The sequence below is a fragment of the Nocardia sp. NPDC059236 genome (assembly GCF_042754085.1).
Classification (GTDB): Bacteria; Actinomycetota; Actinomycetes; order Mycobacteriales; family Mycobacteriaceae; genus Nocardia.
Window position 1 is genome coordinate 632,761 of record NZ_JBHZAF010000002.1, and the last position, 15,455, is coordinate 648,215.

At 66.5% G+C, this 15,455-nt stretch carries 15 protein-coding genes, 1 tRNA gene, 1 other RNA gene and 1 riboswitch; of the genes, 6 read left to right on the plus strand and 11 right to left on the minus strand.

The features are described from left to right. Positions 1 to 17: 17 nt before the first annotated feature. From ACFXIV_RS08035 to ACFXIV_RS08065, 7 genes are all read right to left on the minus strand, one after another. A complete protein-coding gene (locus ACFXIV_RS08035) occupies positions 18 to 782 on the minus strand; it encodes an amino acid ABC transporter ATP-binding protein (RefSeq protein WP_379393238.1) in 765 nt (254 codons plus the stop codon). Further along, the gene (locus ACFXIV_RS08040) at positions 779 to 1,666 is read right to left on the minus strand and encodes an amino acid ABC transporter permease (RefSeq protein WP_379393618.1); all 888 of its coding nucleotides are present in this window, start codon (positions 1,664 to 1,666) and stop codon (positions 779 to 781) included. The genes ACFXIV_RS08035 and ACFXIV_RS08040 overlap by 4 nt, the downstream gene beginning before the upstream one ends. A gap of 17 nt (positions 1,667 to 1,683) precedes the next feature. Continuing rightward, positions 1,684 to 1,776: riboswitch (SAM riboswitch) on the minus strand. A gap of 102 nt (positions 1,777 to 1,878) precedes the next feature. Beyond that, on the minus strand, positions 1,879 to 2,427 hold the full coding sequence (locus ACFXIV_RS08045; RefSeq protein ID WP_379393236.1) for a flavin reductase family protein: 549 nt from the start codon (positions 2,425 to 2,427) through the stop codon (positions 1,879 to 1,881). A 143-nt stretch (positions 2,428 to 2,570) separates the two neighbouring features. Then, a complete protein-coding gene (locus ACFXIV_RS08050; protein ID WP_379393234.1) occupies positions 2,571 to 3,266 on the minus strand; it encodes a hypothetical protein in 696 nt (231 codons plus the stop codon). Positions 3,267 to 3,469: 203 nt separating this feature from the next. After that, positions 3,470 to 4,192 (minus strand): hypothetical protein, encoded by a 723-nt coding sequence (locus tag ACFXIV_RS08055; protein ID WP_379393232.1) that lies wholly within the window; start codon positions 4,190 to 4,192, stop codon positions 3,470 to 3,472. A 157-nt stretch (positions 4,193 to 4,349) separates the two neighbouring features. Then, a complete protein-coding gene (locus ACFXIV_RS08060) occupies positions 4,350 to 5,045 on the minus strand; it encodes a hypothetical protein (RefSeq protein ID WP_379393230.1) in 696 nt (231 codons plus the stop codon). Positions 5,046 to 5,162: 117 nt separating this feature from the next. Further along, the gene (locus ACFXIV_RS08065; protein WP_379393616.1) at positions 5,163 to 5,738 is read right to left on the minus strand and encodes an HhH-GPD-type base excision DNA repair protein; all 576 of its coding nucleotides are present in this window, start codon (positions 5,736 to 5,738) and stop codon (positions 5,163 to 5,165) included. A gap of 79 nt (positions 5,739 to 5,817) precedes the next feature. On the opposite strand from ACFXIV_RS08065, the gene ACFXIV_RS08070 reads away from it, so the two are divergent. Further along, positions 5,818 to 6,672: a methyltransferase domain-containing protein gene (locus ACFXIV_RS08070; protein WP_379393228.1), complete on the plus strand. Its 855-nt coding sequence runs from the start codon at positions 5,818 to 5,820 to the stop codon at positions 6,670 to 6,672. A 60-nt stretch (positions 6,673 to 6,732) separates the two neighbouring features. Here ACFXIV_RS08070 and ACFXIV_RS08075 read toward each other — a convergent pair whose 3' ends face one another. After that, positions 6,733 to 8,022, minus strand: coding sequence for an aminotransferase class I/II-fold pyridoxal phosphate-dependent enzyme (locus ACFXIV_RS08075; RefSeq protein ID WP_379393226.1), 1,290 nt, complete (start codon positions 8,020 to 8,022; stop codon positions 6,733 to 6,735). 140 nt (positions 8,023 to 8,162) lie between these two features. Next, positions 8,163 to 8,257: signal recognition particle sRNA small type (gene ffs, locus ACFXIV_RS08080), an RNA gene on the minus strand. A 99-nt stretch (positions 8,258 to 8,356) separates the two neighbouring features. Between ffs and ACFXIV_RS08085 the strand changes: the two genes are divergently transcribed. The 4 genes from ACFXIV_RS08085 (at position 8,357) to ACFXIV_RS08100 (ending at position 11,570) form a co-directional block, all read left to right on the plus strand. After that, on the plus strand, positions 8,357 to 9,454 hold the full coding sequence (locus ACFXIV_RS08085) for a hypothetical protein (protein WP_379393224.1): 1,098 nt from the start codon (positions 8,357 to 8,359) through the stop codon (positions 9,452 to 9,454). Between the two features lie 54 nt (positions 9,455 to 9,508). Continuing rightward, positions 9,509 to 9,594, plus strand: a tRNA-Ser gene (locus ACFXIV_RS08090). Positions 9,595 to 10,330: 736 nt separating this feature from the next. After that, positions 10,331 to 11,086 (plus strand): DUF2637 domain-containing protein, encoded by a 756-nt coding sequence (locus tag ACFXIV_RS08095; protein WP_379421227.1) that lies wholly within the window; start codon positions 10,331 to 10,333, stop codon positions 11,084 to 11,086. A gap of 58 nt (positions 11,087 to 11,144) precedes the next feature. Further along, positions 11,145 to 11,570, plus strand: coding sequence for a hypothetical protein (locus ACFXIV_RS08100; protein WP_379387585.1), 426 nt, complete (start codon positions 11,145 to 11,147; stop codon positions 11,568 to 11,570). Between the two features lie 154 nt (positions 11,571 to 11,724). On the opposite strand, the gene ACFXIV_RS08105 is transcribed toward ACFXIV_RS08100, so the two are convergent. Beyond that, a complete protein-coding gene (locus ACFXIV_RS08105) occupies positions 11,725 to 13,134 on the minus strand; it encodes a wax ester/triacylglycerol synthase domain-containing protein (protein WP_379393219.1) in 1,410 nt (469 codons plus the stop codon). Between the two features lie 97 nt (positions 13,135 to 13,231). On the opposite strand from ACFXIV_RS08105, the gene ACFXIV_RS08110 reads away from it, so the two are divergent. Then, positions 13,232 to 14,851: a cytochrome bc complex cytochrome b subunit gene (locus ACFXIV_RS08110; RefSeq protein ID WP_379393217.1), complete on the plus strand. Its 1,620-nt coding sequence runs from the start codon at positions 13,232 to 13,234 to the stop codon at positions 14,849 to 14,851. A 98-nt stretch (positions 14,852 to 14,949) separates the two neighbouring features. Here the strand turns inward: ACFXIV_RS08110 and ACFXIV_RS08115 are convergent, their stop codons facing one another. Beyond that, positions 14,950 to 15,159 (minus strand): DUF397 domain-containing protein, encoded by a 210-nt coding sequence (locus tag ACFXIV_RS08115; protein ID WP_354838731.1) that lies wholly within the window; start codon positions 15,157 to 15,159, stop codon positions 14,950 to 14,952. Positions 15,160 to 15,455 lie beyond the last annotated feature (296 nt).

A 15,455-nucleotide genomic window follows, 5' to 3' on the forward strand; every position in this document is an offset into this window, starting at 1 on the left:
TACCTAGTGGGAACACGTCAGAGGACGTGCGCGAGAAAGGCTTTGGTGCGCGGGTGCGACGGGTTGTCCAGCAGCTGCGCAGGCGGACCCTGCTCGACGATGCGGCCGGCGTCCATCAGCACCACGGTGTCGGCGACCTTGCGGGCGAAACCGACCTCGTGGGTGACGATCACCAGGGTCGAACCACCGCGCGCCAGATCCTCGAGGACATCGAGGACTTCACCGACCAGCTCGGGATCCAGCGCGGACGTGGGCTCGTCGAACAGCACCACCTCCGGCCGCAGGGCCAGCGCCCGCGCGATGGCCACGCGCTGCTGCTGCCCACCCGACAACCGGCTCGGATACTCGTCCGCCTTGTCCGCCAGGCCGACCCGCGCCAGCAACTCCAGCGCCTCGGCGTTCACCTCGGCCTTGGAGCGGCGCTGCGCGGCCACCGGCGCGAGCGCCACATTCTCCCGAACTGTCAGGTGCGGAAAGAGATTGAAGTTCTGGAACACGAATCCGATGCGTGCCCGCTGCCGCAGGATCTCGCGTTCGGGCAGCTCGTGCAGCTTGCCGCCCCTGCGCCGGTAGCCGACCAGCTCGCCGCCGACCCGCACGGTGCCACCGTCCACCTGCTCGAGGTGGTTGATCGTGCGCAGCAGCGTCGACTTGCCCGAACCCGACGGGCCCAGGATCACCGTCACCTCGCCGGGGCGCACCGCCAAGTCGATGCCCGAGAGGACTTCATTGCGGCCGAAGGACTTTCGGATGCCGCGCAATTCGATCGCGAACTCGGTCATCGCCGATCACCGGCCTTCGAACGACGGCTCTTCGAGAAGTGCCGCTCGATATAGAACTGAATGACGGTCAGCACGGTGGTCAGCAGGATGTACCAGACCGTGGCCACCATGAGCAGCGGCACCACCCGGCCATTGCGGCCGTAGATGACCTGCACCTGATAGAACAGCTCGGCAATCGCCATGGTCGACACGATCGAGGTGCCCTTGAAAAGGCTGATCACCTCATTGGCGGCATTCGGCAGAATTCCGCGCATCGCCTGGGGCGCCACGATCGTGAAGAACTGCCGCCGCCACGGCAGGCCCAGCGACCGGGCCGCCTCCCACTGGCCCTCGTCGACCGAGATGATCCCGGCCCGGATGATCTCCGCCGAATACGCGGCCTGATGCAGCGCCAAACCGATGACGGCCGCGGTGAATCCGCTGATCACGCCATTGGTCTGGAACCGCGCGAACTCCGGCCCGAACGGAATGCCCAGCGACAGCGTCTTGTACAGGTAGGCCAGATTGAACCAGAACAGCAACTGCACGATCAGCGGGATCGACCGGAAGGTCCAGACATAGGTCCACGAGATCGCCTGCAGCACCGGGTTCTTCGACAATCGGCCCACGGCCAGCCAGACACCGAGGAAGAAGCCCAGCAGGGTGCCCCAGAAGGTCAGCTCCAGCGTCACCTTCAGCGCCGACAACACCGACTTCGCGGTGACATACTGCGCGAAGGTTCCCCAGTCCCAGCCCGGGTTGGTGATCAGCCCGTGCGCGAACTGCGCGACCAGCACCAGCGCGATCGCCGCGGTGACCCAGCGCCACGGGTGGCGGGCGCGGACGATCGGCAGATCCCCGTCGTGGTGTTCGGCTTCGGGCTCCGCCTGCGTGGGCGCCGCCAGCGTACTCATGGATTCGTCCTCCATCGGTCCCGGCGGAAGCACCCGCACCACGTGCGCGGGGGTTGCTGCGATGTCTGCGAGCCGGGTCTCTCGATCGCTCTGGATGGTGTAGACGACACTACGAATTCCGACGGCGCATGTCGCCGGTCCCGATCAACGTGAATTCAATTGCATGACAGTCGCTTTCCGGAATTCCGGTGGAAACGGGGAAATCAGCCCGCGGCCTCGTCGCGCTCCGGGGACGGGTCGTAGAGGGCGCGGAAACCGCTGCGGTGGAAGACCAGCGGCTCCGAATCGGGGTACGTGCCGAGCCGGTGCACCCGCAGCAGCACCACCGCGTGATCACCGGCCGGAACCTGTTCGTGCACCGAGGTTTCCAGCCACGCCGTGGCCCCGGCGACGAACGCCGCGTTCCCGTTCCCGGGGTGCAGGTCGACATTGCGGAAGCGGTCTCCCCGCCGCGAGCTCAGCCCGCGCGCCGCCGGCTCCTGCTCGCTGCTGAGCAGACTCAGGCCCAAACGGCTCGCCTGCTCCAGCCGCGGCCAGGTCTCCGACGAATACTGAATGCAGATCGACACCAGCGGCGGGTCCAGGGAGACCGGCACGAAGGTGCTCGCCACCAGGCCGTACGGTATCCCGCCGATGCGTGCGCACACGGCCACCACCCCGCTGGGAAAATGCGAAAAGGCCCGCCGCAGATCGGTCCCGTCGACCGGAGTGAGCGCGGCAGCCGCGCCGTGAATCGAGGTCAGCTCGCCCATTACCCCACTTCAGCACCGCCGTACGCGCCACCACAGGATTGCATTCACCTCGATTGCAAGTCCGCGGCCGCGGTCCCGTTGCGGGACAATGCGAAACCCCCGCCCGGCAGGCGCCGGACAGGGGTCGGAGATCCTCGCGATGGTTACTTCGGCGCCTCGATGTGCGGCTGGTTGATGGTGACGAAGTAGTTGTAGGCGGCGGCGATGGCGACCGGCGCGGTCACGAACAGCTGACCGGCGATGGTGCCCAGGAAGCCGACGGTGGCCGCGCCCAGGATGCAGCCGCCGAGCGGGCCGAGGCCGAACAGGGTGGCCAGGGCGCCGGTGGCGACCAGACCCACACCGATGCCGGCGATGCAGCCGACGGCCGCGCCGCCGAGACCGCCGACCAGGGTGCCGATGGTGGCGCCGGTGGAGATGGTGTCCTTCAGGCGGTTGAAGGCAGCCTGCTCACGGTCGTAGTCCGACTTCCACGGAGCCTGGTCCTCGTAGGGCAGGTTGATCGGCTTGTAGACCGCGTGATCCGTGTCGTACTGCGGGGTCAGGGTCGCGGTGTGGTCGGCGATCTCGGCGGCGATCGGGAACTCGAAGTCGTCGACCCGGAAGTTCAGCGGCAGGCCGGCCAGCACGGTGCCATTGGCAGCCTTGATCTTGAAGGTGCCGTCCTCGACCACCATCGAGCCACCATCGGTGTGGATGATGGTGTTGGTGTCGGAAGTCGTTGCCGCGTAATCGATCACGCCATTGTCGGCAGCCGGGGCCGCATTGACGGTGCCGGCGGTGACGCCCATGGCGGCGATGACCAGCGCCGCGGTCGCGGCGAAATTCTTGAAGCGCATTTTCCTTCGTTTCCTCATCAGACAGTCCGCAGGTGTGGACCGAATGATCGAAACGGGCCGACCCGAACGAGATATGGATCCGGGATGCTGGCGCGGTGAACAGTTGAAATGGGAAACCCGCCCGGCCATACGGCCGAGCGGGCTGTCCCGATGAGGTATTTGCTGATGCCTATGGAGCCCCTCGCTCTTATAGAACCGCGCTCTTACTTGGCCGGAGCCGGAGCGGTGATGTGCGGCCCGTTGATGGTGGAGAAGTACTGGATCGCGGCGGCGATGGCGACCGGCGCGGTCACGAACAGCTGACCCGCCAGGGTGCCCAGGAAGCCAACGGTCGAAGCGCCGACGAGGCAGCCGATGATCGGGCCCGCGCCGAACAGGGTGGCCAGCGGAATCGAGACCAGACCGGCGGCACCGAAGCCGAGGACACAGCCGACGGCCGCGCCGCCGAGACCGCCGACCAGGGTGCCGATGGTGGCACCGGTGGAGATGGTGTCCTTCATGCGGTTCCAGGCGGCCTGCTCGCGGTCGTAGTCCGACTTCCACGGAGCCTGGTCCTCGTACGGCAGCGCGACGTCCTTGACGTTGCCCGGCGTGTAGACCGCGTGGTCCATGTCGTACTGCGGGGTCAGGGTCGCGGTGTGGTCCGAGATCTCCGCGGCGATCGGGAAGGTGAAGTCGTCCACCTGGACCTTCAGCGGCATGCCGGCGACGATGTTGCCGTTGGCGGCCTTGATCTCGAAGTTGCCGTCCTCGACGACCATGGAACCGGCATCCGTGCGGATGACGGTGTTGGTCTCGGAGTTGGTGGCGGTGTAGTTGATCGGCGCGTTGTCGTCGGCGGCCGGCGCGGCGTTCACGGTACCGGCGGTGACGCCGAGGGCGGCGACGACCAGCGCGGACACCGCGGCGAATTTCTTGAGACGCATGTGTTCTGGAATTCCTCTTCAGATGAGCGGATGCGCCCCAGGGCAACAAGGTCAGGTGTAGCCCTGGGACGCTGTGATGGAAACCGACCTCTTCAAACGCAACGTGGCACGTCGGTTCCTTGCCGGTGAACCTTTGCCCATCGGTTGCCGAAATTGCCTACTTGGCAGGCGTGAACGGCTGATTGATAGTCGTGAAGTATTGCACCGCAGCGGCAATCGCGACCGGAGCCGTGACGAACAACTGACCGGCGATGGTACCCAGGAAGCCGACGGTGGCCGCACCCACCACGCAGCCCGCGAGCGGACCCGCGCCGAACAGCGTGGCCAGCGCACCGGTGGCTACCAGGCCGACGCCGATGCCCGCGATGCAGCCCAGCGCCGCGCCGCCGAGGCCGCCGACCAGCGTGCCCACGGTCGCGCCCAGGCTGATGGTGTCGCGCAGGCGGTTCCAGGCGGCCTGCTCACGGTCGTACTGGGTTTTCCAGGGGGCCTGGTCCTCATAGGGCAGCGCGACCGGCTTGTAGACCGCGTGGTCCACGTCGAGCTGCGGCGTCAGGGTGGCCGTGCGGTCGCTGACCTGCGCCGCGATCGGGAACTCGAAGTCGTCGACGCGGAATTTCAATTCCGTGCCCGCGACGGTGGTCCCATTGGCGGCCTTGATCTTCAGCGCGCCGTCCTCGACCACGATCGAACCGGCGTCGGTCCGGATGACCGTGCCGGCATCGGTGGTCTGGGCCGTGTAGCTGATCGCGCCGTCATCGGTCTTGGCCGGACCGGCGTAGGCGGTTCCGGCGGTCACGCCGGTCGCCGCGATCGTCAATGCCGCGATTCCGGCGAATTTCCTCATCTTCATGCTGGTACTGCTTCCCACTGCCGCGAACTGAACTGTCGGCGGCAAGCATTAAGCAACCTCCCAGGTTTCTGGAGGTTAAAAACCAGCTTGATTCGATCCGGGCGAATCGGACACCGGTTACTTCGCCTTGGCGGCGGCCTTCGCCTGTTTCTTGAATTCCCGCACCTGAGTGAGGGATTCGGCATCGGTGACATCGGCGACCGAGCGGCGGGAACCGTCCTCGCCGTACGCGCCCGCGGCCTCGCGCCAGCCGTTTGCGGTCAGCCCGCGCTGTTTACCCAAGAGCGCCAGGAAGATCCGCGCCTTCTGATCGCCGAAACCCGGCAGCTTCTTCAGCCGCTTCAGGATTTCCTTGCCGTCCGGATCACCCTCGGTCCAGAGCGCCGCGGTCGTGCCGTCGTAGTTCTCCACGACGAATCGAGCCAGCTCCTGGACGCGCCGGCCCATGGACCGGCCGTAGCGGTGGATGGCCGGCGGGGTCGCGGCCAGCTCCTCGAATTCCTCGGGATCGGCGGCGGCGATCTTGTGGATATCGAACCCGCCCATGCGGTCGGCGAGCTTCCACGGGCCGCGGAATGCGTGCTCCATCGGAAACTGCTGATCCAGCATCATTCCGACCAACAGCGCGAAATCATCGGTCGAAAGCAGCTCGTCGGCATCGGATTCCTGCGCAATACACAGCGTGCGGCTCACCATGCATCGATCATCCCATTCATCCCGGGTCGCGGTGACGCGGGTCACGCTGTGCCCGCAGAAGGACTAGGCTGCGGCCATGCCCGACACCATGGCTGATTCTTCAGTGCGAGCCGCGGCGCACCCTGCCGCTGGGTCCGGACTGCGACCGGACCGTTTCGACCGCGATGGACAAGACCAGCTCGTCGACGTTCACGATCTACAGGCAGCGCTGCCGGGCATCCGGAGCCTGCGCACCTGGGCCCACGAGGCCCTGGCCACCCGGCCCGGCGAGAGCGCCGTCGACATCGGGTCCGGCTCCGGGTCGGAGGTGCTGGCCTTCGCCGACCTGGTCGGCCCCACCGGGACCGCGCTCGGCGTCGAACCCGACCCGCACCTGCGCAGCGCCGCCGAACGCCGCGCCGCCCAGGCCGGATCCGCCGCCAAATTCGTCAGCGGTGACGCCTACGGTCTGCCCGTCGGCAGCGAGAGCTTCGACGTGGCGCTGTGCGAGCGCGTCTTCCAGCACCTCACCGCACCCGCCCGGGCCGCCGGGGAGATCGCCCGGGTGCTGCGCCCCGGCGGGCGCGTGGTGGTCATGGACAGCGACTGGGGCACGGCCATCGTGCATCCGGGCGACCGGCACGTGGTGCACGAGGTCATCGAGACCATGATCGCGGGCACCACGAATCCCTACGCGGGCCGCCGCCTGGCGGGTCAGCTCACCAAGGCCGGGCTGGTCGTCGACGACATCGGCTCGCACGCGCTGGTGCAGGACGGCCGCGTCGGTGCGGGTGCGCTCCTCGCCCGGGTGGCGGACCGGGCCGTCGCGCGCAGCGCCATTTCCGAGCGCCAGCGCGACCAGCTGCTCGCCGACCTGGAGGCCGGCGCCGCCAGCGGCGACATCCACCTGTCGGTGACCATCTTCGCGGTGCTGGCCCACAAGCCGCACTGACCGGAAACACGAGCGGCGCGCACCGTTTCGGGGTGCGCGCCGCTCGTTTCGTTGTGCGCCTCAGAGATTCATGAGCTTCTCGGATGCGGCCAGCAGCACGCAGGTGGCCAGGCCCTCCATCGCCTGCTCCAGCTCACCCTCGGACGGGAAGCTGGGCGCGATGCGAATGTTCTTGTCCTCCGGGTCCTTTCCGTGCGGATAGGACGATCCGGCGGGGGTCAGCGCGATGCCCGCGTCCTTGGCCAGCGCCACCACCTTGCTCGCGGTGCCCTCCAGCACATCCAGGCTGATGAAGTAGCCGCCCTTGGGCTCGGTCCAGGACGCCACCTTCGAGGCGCCCAGCCGGTCCTCCAGAATCCGTAGCACCAGTTTGAATTTCGGCTCCAGGATGGCGCGGTGCTTCTGCATGTGCTCCCGCACGCCCTCGGCGTCCCCGAAGAAGCGCAGGTGCCGCAGCTGGTTCACCTTGTCCGGGCCGATGGTCTTCTTGCCCAGGTGCTTCAGGTACCACTCCAGGTTGGCGGTCGACGAGCCGAAGAAGCTCACGCCCGCACCCGCGAAGGTGATCTTCGAGGTGGAGGCCAGCACGAACGGGCGGTTCGGGTGCCCCGCCGCCGCGGCCAGGCCCAGCACGTCCAGCACCGGCTCCGCGGTGTCGGTGAGCGGGTGCACCGCGTAGGCGTTGTCCCAGAACAGGCGGAAGTCCGGCGCGGCCGTCGGCATCGAAACCAGTTCGCGGGTAACGGCTTCGGAGAAGGTGACGCCGGTCGGGTTGGAGTAGTTCGGCACCGCCCACAGACCCTTGATGCTGGGGTCGGACGCCACCAGCTCCGCGATCAGGTGGGTGTCCGGGCCGTCACCCTTCATCGGGATCGGGATCATCTCGAAGCCCAGCGACTCGGTGATGGCGAAGTGCCGGTCGTACCCCGGCACCGGGCACAGGAACTTGAGCACCGGCTCGTCGGCCCAGCGGCGCACCGAATCGGCGGTGCCGTGCAGCATCGAGAACACCAGCAGGTCGTGCATGATCTCCAGGCTGGCGTTGTTGCCGGCGAGCAGATTCGACACCGGAATGCCGAGCAGCTCACCGAAGATGGCGCGCAGCTCCGGCAGGCCGTGCAGGCCACCGTAATTGCGCACATCGGTGCCGTTGGCGTCGCGGTAGTCGGCGGTGCCCGGCAGCTCGAGGAGTTCCTGCGAGAGGTCCAGCTGCTCGGGCGAGGGCTTTCCCCTCGTAATGTCCAGCGTCAGCTTCTCGGTCTTGAGCTTCGCGTAGTTCGCGGTCTGCGTCTCGTGTTCCGTCACGAGTTCCGCATGGCTCATCAAACCGAATTGCGTCTGCCGAGGCATCTGACAGCCTTTCCAATGGCGTGGGATGTTTGTCCAGGGTTGCGCGCACCGCGAACCCAACCGACCACGTTACTAGGCGGCCGCTCCGATTCGGCAGGGATATATACAGTTCCGCCGCCACCCGATCGGGCCCCGAAAATGAAAGGGGACCCAGCGCACCCGGCAGAGCCCGTTGACCCTTGCTGCCTTCCGGCCCTGGGGGAGTTCACAGGATGCGCGCCGCGCTGGATCCGTCGGCCAGTGTAGCGGCTCACCGCGCCCCGTGCGCCATCGGGTCGATACGATGCCTGCGATATGCGGGGTCACCCGCGAAATTCCGGAGGGGAAAGACGAGATGACGAGTTCCGATCCAGGATCGGGTGGGCCGCACGACCCGGCGAAGGCCCAGGAAACCGCGCAGTGGTGGGCCACCCCGCCCAGCGGAACCGACGCCGGCCAACCGGTCCAGGGCACGGACCCGACCATGCTGAACTACAACGCCGGCGGCATCCCGCCATACACGCCGCCCGCCCAGCCGCTTTCGCCCGGCCAGCCCTCAGGCGGCTACCCGGCGGTGTCGGGTGGATTCCCGCAGCAGGCGATGTCGGGAGGATTCCCGCAGCAGGCGGTGCCGGGAGGTTACCCGCAGCAGCCGGCCTCCGGGGGCTATGCGCAGCAACCGATGTCCGGCGGCTTCCCCCAGCAGCAGTACGCCCCGCCGCCTCCGACCCCGCCGATCGCGCCCGCCTACGGCTACCCGGCGCAGCCGCCCCGCTCGGGCGGCAACAAGACCGGCTGGATCGTCGGCGGTGTCATCGGCCTGGTGGTGATCGTCGGCGTCATCATCGGCGCGGTCGCCCTCTCCGGCGGCGACGGCCCCTCGCCGCTGAGCGACGACAAGAAGAAGAACGCCGGCAAGTACACGATGGACGGTGTCACCAACGGCTGCAGCGTGATCGACACCTCGGTGCTCAGCAAGTGGGTGCCCACCTCCAAGGGCACCCCCGAGCACTCCGAGACCAAGCCCACCGACTACTCGGGCGGGCGCTTCGAATGCCGCGCCGGCAACGAAGAGGCCAGCAAGACCGACAAGTACACCACCAACACCGCCGACCTCACCCTCGACGTGTCCTTCCTGAGCGGCGCGTCGACGGCCTACAACAAGCCCGAATACGACACCTGGAAGACGTCCGACACCGGCACCACCGGCAGCGGCCGCACCGCCGGCGACGTGAACGGCATCGGCGAGGCGGGCTACTGGTCGGCCAAGGTCGACGACTGGACCTACTGGACCACCACCGACTACACGGTCGCGGTCAAGGACGACAACGCCTCCGTCAAGGTCAACATCCGCCTGCGCATGGCCAAGGGCCAGGACGTCAGCAAGGACGAGATCGCCCAGGTCTGCAAGGACCAGGCCCAGAAAGCCCTCAACAATCTGAAGAAGAAGTAGCCGCCGACCACGGCATTTGCTTCCACCAGGGGGGCACCCGGTATATTGCTCGGCGGAGGATTCGCCTAGTGGCCTATGGCGCTCGCCTGGAACGCGGGTTGGGTTAACAGCCCTCAGGGGTTCAAATCCCCTATCCTCCGCTTCGAAGGCCCCGGCCGGACTTAGTCCGGCCGGGGCCTCCCGCATATCCCGGCCCGGCGGTCGTGGGTACGGTCGCCATCGCTGAACCGGTGCCGTTCATGGTGTCGGCGGCATTGCCGCCATGCTTGGCGCCGCGGCGCTGCTCGGCGTGCTGGCCGCGGTCTTCGATCCTTCCTCGCGCTCTGGTGCCAGATCTGGTGAGCGTGGACCAGCGGCACGCCCTGGTCGCGGCTATGGGTCTCAACGGCCGGCTCGCACGGATCGCGGGCCCGCACTGGCCGGTGTCCGGGGCTGATCGTGCCCACATCAGCGCTGTTCATCGCGGGCACAATGACTTTCGTGGTGTCGGTGGTGGCACGCCCCTCCCGGGGGCACGCCGGTGGAGATCATGCGATGGGCTTTGGCCAAGTTGCAGTTGGGTTCTCGTCAGGGCGCGACGAGATGACCGACCAAAACGGATGATTGGCACGAAACACCTATTGGTTGGGTACTTGCGCCGGCCCGATTGGTGCGGTCAGGCGTGATGTGTTGCCGCCCTTGGGATTCGAGTTAATCGACGGCTAACCGTCGAGAGCACGATTGTGCGCGTCCGCGCAGCACCGAATCTGAAACTGGCGCGGTGCACAATCCGGGGACCGGCCGCACAGTACCCTCGCCGCCATGATGGAGATCACATCCGCGAGATCCACAGATGGCGACGTGCAAGCGCCCGCGCTGCACAGGGCGGGGGGCGTCATGGGACGACTGAGTTCGTTCAGACCCCGGTTGGCACATGCTTCGCTAATTGTCGCGGGCGTAGTAGCAGTCAAGTCATTTCAAATGTCTTTCGCCGCCCTGCACCAACTCTCGATACGCAATCTGGTGCCGCCCGACCTGGCCTCGAATGTGCCGATCGCCATCGACGGCCTCGTGATCGGTTCGATCATCGCCACCGCCTCGTTCCGGCAATGGAGCGTGGGCTGGTGGTATTCGACCGTGTTGTTCGTTCTTTCGACCATGCTCTCGATTGCCGGGAATATCCAGTACGCCCACGAGATCGGTGGCGGTGTCGTGGCCATGTTCATTTACGCCGGCATGCCACTGACCATGCTGTTCGCGGTGCACCTCACGTTGATGCTCTGGCAACGCGGCAAGCAGGTCGCGGCCGAGCTCGCAGCCGAGCTCGCAGCCGAGCTCGAGGCCACCGGGCTTGGAGCCACCGGGCTTGGAGCCACCGGGCTTGGAGCCACCGAGCGCGAGCCCGACCTCGAGGCCGTCGAGCCCGAAGCCGGCCTCGAGGCCACCGAGCTCGAGGCCGAGTCGTTCGCCTCACCTGATCTGGAGCGCTCCGCGGAACCCTCTGCAGCGCGTCAGCCCAGGCTCTACCCGCTCGAATCCATCGGGCCCGGATATTCCCGAGGGCAGACCGCAGGCATCGGCGCACAGCACAGGTCAGCTGCGCCGGACGCCGTCGAACGACCCCAGGTCTCGATGACCGCCGCGCAAATGTAATGGCGGATGCAGCTCGATCGACCCCTCAGTCACCTCTGAACCCTCTCTGGAGCGAAGAATGGCGATGACCATGTGGCAGGACCAAGGAGTAGATCAGTTCCGGGAAATCGCGAGCCGGCTGGCTTCGATCATCCAGAACAGTCTGGACCGATCGGGTGCGATGACACAGTTCACCGACGCAGTCGGCAACGTCGAAGCATTCACCGATCTGATGATCGAATACTCCGGTCGGTGGTTCAGCGAGACGGGCGGACGTTCGACACTGATGGGGCCGGAACTGTTCTGGATGCTGTCCGAGCCCGGACCGCGGCGCGGCCCGGTGGTCAGTATGCGCAGCCAGGAATCCGGTGTCGAATCCGAAGTCAATTCCGGGCATCGCGCCCGAAAATTGTTGTTGATCTGCGTTTTCGAAGCACTAGCACATAGTCAGTGGGGCGTCCCCGAGGGCGTCTCGGAGCATCCGCTGGTCAACGGTATGGTCTGATCCGCCGTTGAACTCGACGATCCATTCGCTTGATCGAAAGCATCAGAGGTGATCCGGGCAAACAGGCAGCATTGCTGGGCCCGCAAGGCTCCGGCCGGACTCGGTCCGGCCGGAGCCTTCCGCATATCCAGCCCCGCGACATATCCAGCTCCGGTCAGCCCGTGGCGCCGGATTCCCGCAATGCGCAGGTGATCTCGTCGATCGCCGAATCCAACAGGGCGCTGTAGCGGTCCACGTCGGGGATTACCGCGGGGTCCGCGTGGATGGAGACGGTGACCGTGTCGCCGAGGCCGTGGATGCCGTGGGTCAGGTGCATGACCGTGCCGAGGGCTGGGAAGCCGGCCGTGAATCGGGCTGCGCCGCCGCCGAATCGGAGGTCCGCCGGACCGCGGTCGACGCTGGAGACGACGGTATGACCCGAAACTCGTTCGGGGAGCACGTCTATCGGGGCGTGCATCACGTCATGGTGCAGCAGCGGGGCGGGGAGGACGGCGGTCACCGAATCCTGCGCGTCCTGGAGTGGATGTGCGGCGCGCGTGCGGCGCGCAGCGAGGTCGGCGGCGATGCGGTCGGCGCGGGTGCGCGGCAGGGGTGCGGCGACGGCCAGATCCACCGACAGGTCGCGGTAGCCGTTGCGGCCGTCTGCTGCGGTGGCGATCGCCATGGGGACCTGGGCGCGCAGCTCGGCGACCGCGGCGCCGCGCTCCGAGAGATAGGTCTCCAACGCGAGGGAAATGGCGGTGAGCGTCACCACCGTTATCGAGTGGTCCGGTACCCGCAGCCGATTCTTGTCGCACACCAGCATGCGCACGATATGCGCGTCAGGCGGTGCGCCGGTGCCGTTCAAGGCCGTCGGTTCGGTATCGGGTGCGGGTGGCGGCAGTTCCCCGGCCGCCGTGAGCTCGGCCAGCCGGCGCTGGGCGCGGGCGGCGGCCAGACCGCGAACGACGGTGCGCGCCATACCGATCGGGATGCCGGGCAGCGCAACAGAAGCGGCGAGGGCGCTCGTCACCGCATCACGAAGGCTGCGCGGCAGGAACCGATCGACGGGCCGGCCCGAGCGAACTCCGGAGGTAGATGCCGGAAATTCACTGCTGCTGAACAACGCTCGCGCGATGGCGGCGGCGCGGCGGCCGTCGGCCAGGGCGTGGGATAGCTGGAGCAGCACTACCAGGGCGGACTCACCGGTAGCGAATCCCGGGGCGTCCCGGACATTTCGGAACACGTGCAGTCGCCACGGGCGGTCGTTCGCATTCAGGCCCGCGCCGAGCAGATCACCCACGGCGGCGGTGACATTCACCCACGTGGCGTCGGAGAGATGATGGTCGACGAACTGCTCGTTCGTGAATTCGCAAGTCGCCCAAATCGGATACGCAATATTTGCAGGGGTATCCAGCACATGTATCAGCAAATCCGGAATGTGGACCACCTGGCTCGCGACGGCCGCCCGCAGCTCGCCGGCCTCGCGGCCGGTGTCGGCGAAGCAGTAGAGCAGGAACAGGTCGTTGCGGGTACGCGCGGACAGCCAGTACATGGTGGCGTCCCGGGCGGCCAGGGATTTCACCCGATGACCATAACGAAACCCCGTACGGCGCAGTGGCTCCGGGTGCTACCGTTTGTAGTAGAAGCCTTACCATTCTCCCGGGGGCGGGGTGACCGCGATGGCAACCACCAGCAGGCTCGCCGGTCGACTTGCGCAACAAGCCGATGGCATGGACGAGCGCTACAAAGGCGCCGCATTCCTCAAAAGATCTATCAACAAGGTATTTCCGACACACTGGTCGTTCCTGCTCGGTGAAATAGCGCTGTACAGCTTCATCATTCTGCTGCTGTCCGGCGTCTATTTGACCTTGTATTTCGACCCGTCCATGCAGGACGTCACCTACAACGGCGCCTATCAGCCGCTGCGCGGGGTCACCATGTCGCGCGCCTACGAGAGCGCGCTGAACATCTCCTTCGACGTCCGCGGCGGACTCTTCGTCCGGCAGGTGCACCATTGGGCCGCACTGCTGTTCACCGCGGCCATGATCATCCACATGTGCCGGGTCTTCTTCACCGGCGCCTTCCGCAAGCCCCGCGAGGCCAACTGGGTGATCGGCGCACTGCTGTTCATCATGGCCATGTTCGAGGGGTTCTTCGGCTACTCGCTGCCCGACGACCTGCTCTCCGGCACCGGCCTGCGCGCCGCCTTCGCCGGAATCACCCTGGGCAGCCCGGTGATCGGCACCTGGCTGCACTGGCTCATGTTCGGCGGGGACTTCCCCGGCAGCATCATCATCCCGCGCCTCTACATCGCGCACGTGCTGCTGCTGCCCGGAATCATGCTGGCGCTCATCGGAGTTCACATCGCGCTGGTCTGGTATCAGAAGCACACCCAGTACCCGGGCCCGGGCCGCACCGAGAAGAACGTCATCGGCACCCGCATCGTGCCGGTCTTCTCGCTGGACCAGGGCGCGTACTTCGCCTTCACCCTCGGCGTGCTGGCGCTCATGGGCGGGCTGCTGCAGATCAATCCGATCTGGAACCTGGGGCCCTACAACCCCTCTCAGGTCTCCGCCGGCACCCAGCCCGACTTCTACATGATGTGGACCGACGGCTTCCTGCGCCTGTTCCCGGCCTGGGAGGCCTATCCCTTCGGGCACACCGTCCCGGGCGCGTTCTCGGTGGCGCTGTTCATGCCGCTCATCTTCACGCTGATCATCACCTACCCGTGGATCGAGAAGCGGCTCAGCGGCGATCGGGCCCGGCACAACCTGCTGCAGCGGCCGCGCGACGTGCCGGTGCGCACCGCCATCGGGGCCATGTCGCTGAGCTTCTACCTGATCCTCACCCTGGCCTGCGTCAACGACATCATCGCCTTCAAGTTCGACATCTCGCTCAATGCCACCACCTGGGCCTTCCGCATCGCGCTGCTGACCGTACCGCCGCTGGCCTACACCATTGCCTACCGGCTGTGCCTGGGTCTGCAGCGCGCCGACCGCGGCGTGCTCGAGCACGGCATCGAAACCGGTGTGGTGCGACGACTTCCGCACGGCGAGTACATCGAGGTGCACCAGCCGCTGGGGCCGGCGGACGAGCACGGCCACCCGATTCCCCTGGCGTATCAGGGCGCCCGGGTACCCCGGAAGATGAACGAACTCGGGATCGCCGGCCGCCCCGGCACCGGCGCGTTCTTCTGGGCCGATGCGCCCGAGGAACGCGAACTCAACGCCGCCAACGATCATGCGGCCGAGCACGCGCAGCTGACGGTGCTGCGCAAGGTCCAAGACCGCGCCCACTGAAACCGCCCGGAGCGAAGCGGAGGGCAAATTGAACACCGAGCGAAGCCCCCGAGTCTCCGGGACTCGGGGGCTTCAATTTTTTCCCGGTGGTGCAGCGGTCAGGCCCGCTTGAACTCGCCATCGGAGACGCCCGCCACGAAGGCATCCCATTCACCGGGGGTGAAGGCCAGGATCGGCCCGCCACCGTGGTCCTTGCTGTCGCGGACCGCGACATTGCCGTCTCCGAGGAAAGCGACCTCCACGCAGTTGCCGTTGGGCCCGCTGTGTTTGCTCTTGCGCCACACGGCGCCGGTGAAATCCACCTTCACGGTACTAGCTCCTTTTCTGCGTCAAGCTTGGAATCTTGCTGGCATCGATCTTGGCGACCTCGGGATCCATCCCTGATCACGAATCCCAGGTGTGCTTCGGGTCGCACGCAAACGCTCCGTACAACCCGTTCTCTGCACTTCGCGATGGGAATGCACCCCCGATGGCCGTTCCCGCGCTAAACCCTAGCAGGGTTCGTCATAGGGAGATCGCATTCTTTCGTTTTCAACCAGCAAATTTGCAGCAAGGTTAGCCAGCTAATTATTTGCACAGAATTTGCTTTAATTTGAGGCTATTC

Bases quoted from the DNA above. Each gene is read 5' to 3' on its own strand.
- ACFXIV_RS08035 (WP_379393238.1), bottom strand. From the start codon at position 782: ATGACCGAGTTCGCGATCGAATTGCGCGGCATCCGAAAGTCCTTCGGC.
- ACFXIV_RS08045 (WP_379393236.1), bottom strand. From the start codon at position 2,427: ATGGGCGAGCTGACCTCGATTCACGGCGCGGCTGCCGCGCTCACTCCG.
- ACFXIV_RS08050 (WP_379393234.1), bottom strand. From the start codon at position 3,266: ATGCGCTTCAAGAATTTCGCCGCGACCGCGGCGCTGGTCATCGCCGCC.
- ACFXIV_RS08055 (WP_379393232.1), bottom strand. From the start codon at position 4,192: ATGCGTCTCAAGAAATTCGCCGCGGTGTCCGCGCTGGTCGTCGCCGCC.
- ACFXIV_RS08060 (WP_379393230.1), bottom strand. From the start codon at position 5,045: ATGAAGATGAGGAAATTCGCCGGAATCGCGGCATTGACGATCGCGGCG.
- ACFXIV_RS08070 (WP_379393228.1), top strand. From the start codon at position 5,818: ATGCCCGACACCATGGCTGATTCTTCAGTGCGAGCCGCGGCGCACCCT.
- ACFXIV_RS08075 (WP_379393226.1), bottom strand. From the start codon at position 8,022: ATGCCTCGGCAGACGCAATTCGGTTTGATGAGCCATGCGGAACTCGTG.
- ACFXIV_RS08085 (WP_379393224.1), top strand. From the start codon at position 8,357: ATGACGAGTTCCGATCCAGGATCGGGTGGGCCGCACGACCCGGCGAAG.
- ACFXIV_RS08095 (WP_379421227.1), top strand. From the start codon at position 10,331: ATGGGACGACTGAGTTCGTTCAGACCCCGGTTGGCACATGCTTCGCTA.
- ACFXIV_RS08100 (WP_379387585.1), top strand. From the start codon at position 11,145: ATGGCGATGACCATGTGGCAGGACCAAGGAGTAGATCAGTTCCGGGAA.
- ACFXIV_RS08110 (WP_379393217.1), top strand. From the start codon at position 13,232: ATGGCAACCACCAGCAGGCTCGCCGGTCGACTTGCGCAACAAGCCGAT.